This is a genomic window from Streptomyces sp. NPDC005955, from assembly GCF_042871255.1.
In the GTDB taxonomy this organism is placed as follows: Bacteria; Actinomycetota; Actinomycetes; order Streptomycetales; family Streptomycetaceae; genus Streptomyces.
On the sequence record NZ_JBIAIF010000037.1, the window covers coordinates 1 to 3,383 of the forward strand.

At 68.2% G+C, this 3,383-nt stretch carries 1 protein-coding gene; it reads left to right on the forward strand.

Annotated elements, in window-relative coordinates; all coding sequences use genetic code 11:
- Positions 1-9: 9 nt before the first annotated feature.
- On the forward strand, positions 10-3,383 hold a 3,374-nt coding region (locus ACFYOU_RS33285), incomplete at its 3' end, for an SDR family NAD(P)-dependent oxidoreductase (RefSeq protein ID WP_391311048.1).

Consider the following 3,383-nt stretch of genomic DNA (forward strand, 5'->3'; position numbering starts at 1 on the left):
GGGGCGGGTGTGGAGTTGGCGGGGTCGGGTGGGTGGTTGTTCACTGCGCGGTTGTCTTCGCACACCCATCCCTGGCTTAACGAACACCGCGTCGGGGACCGTGTTGTCATGCCGGCGTCGGCATTGGCGGAACTGGCCCTTCGGGCCGGCGACGAGGTGGACTGCCCGTACGTGGCCGAGCTGATCGTGGACGCGCCCCTAGTGCTGGACGACAGCGGTGCGACGGACGTGCAGTTGGTGGTCGAGGCTCCGGATTCGGTGAGTGGAAGTCGGCCCTTCGTGGTGTACGCCAGAGGAGACGACCCTCAGGGCCAGTGGTCACGGCATGCCACGGGATCCCTCACACCGAGCGCCGATAGTGTCGGAACCGAGTTCGCGCGGAAGGAATGGCCGCCTCGAGGGGCGATGCCCATTGACCTGACGGGCTTCTACGAGGACTTGCGCGAGGGCGGATTCACGTACGGTCCCAGCTTCCAGGGCCTACGGTCGGTGTGGCGTCGAGGGGACGACCACTACGCGGAGGTTGAACTTCCCGAGGAAGTGGACACGTCTTCGTTCGGCATTCACCCGGCACTTCTGGACGCCGCTCTGCACTTGGTTCACGCCGGCGGCATGGCGGCGAAGTCCGCCGTCCCCTTCGCCTTGAGCGGGGTGACGCTCCTGGCCACGGGTGCCAGGCAACTGCGCGTACGGGCGTCCCGGCAGGGTGGCGATGCGGTCGCGATCGAGCTTGCTGATTCCACCGGAGCCCCGGTGGCCTCCGTCGCGTCCTTGAGGCTGCGAGACGCCGCGTCGATGGATACCAATGGGCCGAGGTCCCCCCGCCCGCATCAGTACGAAGTCCGTTGGGAGCCCGTCGCCCTGGCCCCCCAACCGTCGATCGACCTGCTGGACCTGGGCAGCGTGGAGCACGCCGTGGGCCGGCTCTCCGACCTCGTCGACACCCGGCAGCCTCCGCGGGCCGTTACGGTCCGTTGTGCTCGGGTGGCCAACGGCGGGCTCGCCGAGGCCACGAGGGTGGCCACCACCCGTGTCCTTGGTCTGATTCAGGCGTGGCTGGCCGAAGACCGACTCAAGGACTCACGGTTGGTGTTCCTGACCGAGCGGGCCATTCAGGCAGTGCCCGGCGAACAGGTCGAGGATCTCGCGCACGCCGCCGTGTGGGGTTTGGTCCGGTCCGCGCAGACGGAGTACCCGGGGGTCTTCGAGCTGGTCGACGCGGAGGCGAATGCCGATGCGGCTCTCCTCGCCGCCGTAGCGGAGGGCGGCGAACCCCAGGTGGCGCTCAGGGGGAACTCGGCGTTGGTTCCCCGGCTCGTAAGGCCGGGGCTCTCGCCGGCACGAGTGGTCACGATCAAACCCGAGGGAACCGTGCTGGTGACCGGAGGAACCGGAGCCCTCGGCCGTGTTCTCGCCCGACACCTGGTCCAGCAACACGGCGCTCGGCGGCTCTTGTTGGTCAGCAGGGAGGGTGCCTCCTCCGGCGACGCGCGCGAGGTCGCCGCGGAGCTGGGATCCCTGGGCGCGGAAGTCGCCCTGGCCGCCTGCGACGTGGCTGACCGTGGTTCCTTGGACGCCCTGTTGGCGGAGATACCCGCCGCGCACCCGCTGACCGCCGTCGTGCACTGTGCTGGTGTCGTGGCCGATGCCGCATTGCGGTCGCAGACCCCGGAACGCCTGGAAGCAGTCATGCGCCCCAAGGTCGATGCGGTGGTCAACCTGCACGAGCTGACGGTGGGCGTGGCCCTTGACGCGTTCCTCGTCTGTTCGTCGGTCGCAGGCGTCCTTGGCGGCGCAGGCCAGGCCAACTACGCAGCGGCCAACGCTTTCCTAGATGCGTTCGCCGGCCACCGGCACGAGCTCGGCCTGCCCGTCACATCCATAGCCTGGGGTCTCTGGAAGGACCACGGGGGTCTGGCTGCGGGGCTCACGGAGGAGGGCGTGCGACGCCTTGGCCGCTCGGGCGTCGTGCCACTCGCGACGACAGATGCCCTGAGCCTGTTTGATGACGCTCTGAGTAGCGGTCGGCCGTCCGTGGTCGGGGCTCGGCTGGCCCTGACGATGGGGGGAACGGACGGGGAGCGCGTACCCAAGATCCTGAGTCGGCTCGTGGCCGGGCCTGGGCGCCGCACCGTCACCGAGGGCGGGGACTCGCTGGGGCAACGCCTGCGTTCGATGACGGAGAGCGAACAGACCGGAACCCTGAGGACCCTGGTGAGCCGGGAAGCGGCGGCCGTGCTCGGCCGAGCCGCGACGGAGACGAGCCAGCAGGACCTCCCCTTCCGGGAGCTCGGCTTCGATTCACTGACCGTGGTGGAACTGCGTCAGAGACTGGTGCAGGCCACGGGGCTTCGTTTGGCCCCCGCAATCGGGTTCGATCACCCGTCCGTCAACGCGCTCGCTGACCATCTTCGTTCGGAGCTGCTCGGCGTCGACGAACCGGACTCCCCGGAGGAGTCGTCGATACGCACCGTGGTGGACGATCCGATCGTGATCGTGTCGATGGGTTGTCGCTATCCGGGGGGAGTGTCCTCGCCCGAGGATCTGTGGCGGGTGGTTTCCGAGGGCACGGACGTGATTTCCGAGTTCCCGGACGACCGGGGGTGGGACCTCTCCTCACTCTTCGACCCTGACCCGGATCATCCTGGAACCACCTACACGAGGCATGGGGGCTTCCTCGACGGGGCGGGGGACTTCGACGCGAACTTCTTCGACATGAGCCCCCGTGAAGCGCTAGCCACCGACCCTCAGCAGCGGTTGCTGTTGGAGGTGTCGTGGGAAGCGTTGGAGAGGGCGGGCATCGACCCGTTGTCGTTGCGGGGCAGCCGGACCGGTGTCTTCACCGGACTGATGCATCACGACTACGCCACCCGGCTCGCAACCGTGCCGGAAGAGGTGGAGGGCTACGTCGGCACCGGGACAGCGGGCAGCGTCGCCTCAGGACGCCTCTCCTACGTCTTCGGATTCGAGGGACCCACCCTCACGGTGGACACGGCGTGTTCCTCTTCGTTGGTCGCGCTGCACCTGGCGGCCCAGTCCCTGCGGTCCGGTGAGTGCGACCTCGCGCTGGCGGGTGGGGTCACCGTCATGGCGTCGCCGGATGCCTTCATCGAATTCTCCAGGCAACGGGGGCTCTCCCCTGACGGTCGCTGCCGTGCGTTCAGTGACGACGCGAACGGCGTGGGTTGGTCCGAGGGCGTGGGAATCCTCGTCCTGGAGCGGCTATCGGATGCGGAACGCAACGGACACGATGTCTTGGCGGTGCTCCGTGGGAGTGCGGTGAACTCCGACGGTGCGTCGAATGGTTTGACGGCGCCGAATGGTCCGTCGCAGCAGCGGGTGATTCGTGGTGCGTTGGTGAGTGCTGGTTTGTCGGGTGTGGA